Origin of the sequence: Weissella oryzae SG25, assembly GCF_000691805.2 — a bacterium.
Lineage (GTDB): Bacteria > Bacillota > Bacilli > Lactobacillales > Lactobacillaceae > Weissella > Weissella oryzae.
Genome location: NZ_DF820546.1, coordinates 1 through 229, shown reverse-complemented (window position 1 = coordinate 229; position 229 = coordinate 1). Strand labels below are relative to the sequence as shown.

1 protein-coding gene is annotated in these 229 nt (G+C 38.0%); it reads left to right on the top strand.

Annotated elements, in window-relative coordinates; genetic code table 11:
• Positions 1-229, top strand: a 229-nt coding sequence (locus TT13_RS10985) for a hypothetical protein (protein WP_145912388.1), incomplete at both ends; no start/stop codon positions are given.

Below are 229 nucleotides of genomic sequence, written 5' to 3'. Positions count from 1 at the left end.
TTCACTAAGTGACTCAATCTCAGACAGTGATTCAACATCCGATTCAATGAGTGACTCAATTTCAGACAGTGACTCAACGTCCGATTCAATGAGTGATTCAATTTCAGACAGTGACTCAACGTCCGATTCAATGAGTGATTCAATTTCAGATAGCGATTCAACATCAGATTCAATGAGTGATTCAATCTCAGACAGTGATTCAACATCAGATTCAATGAGTGACTCAATT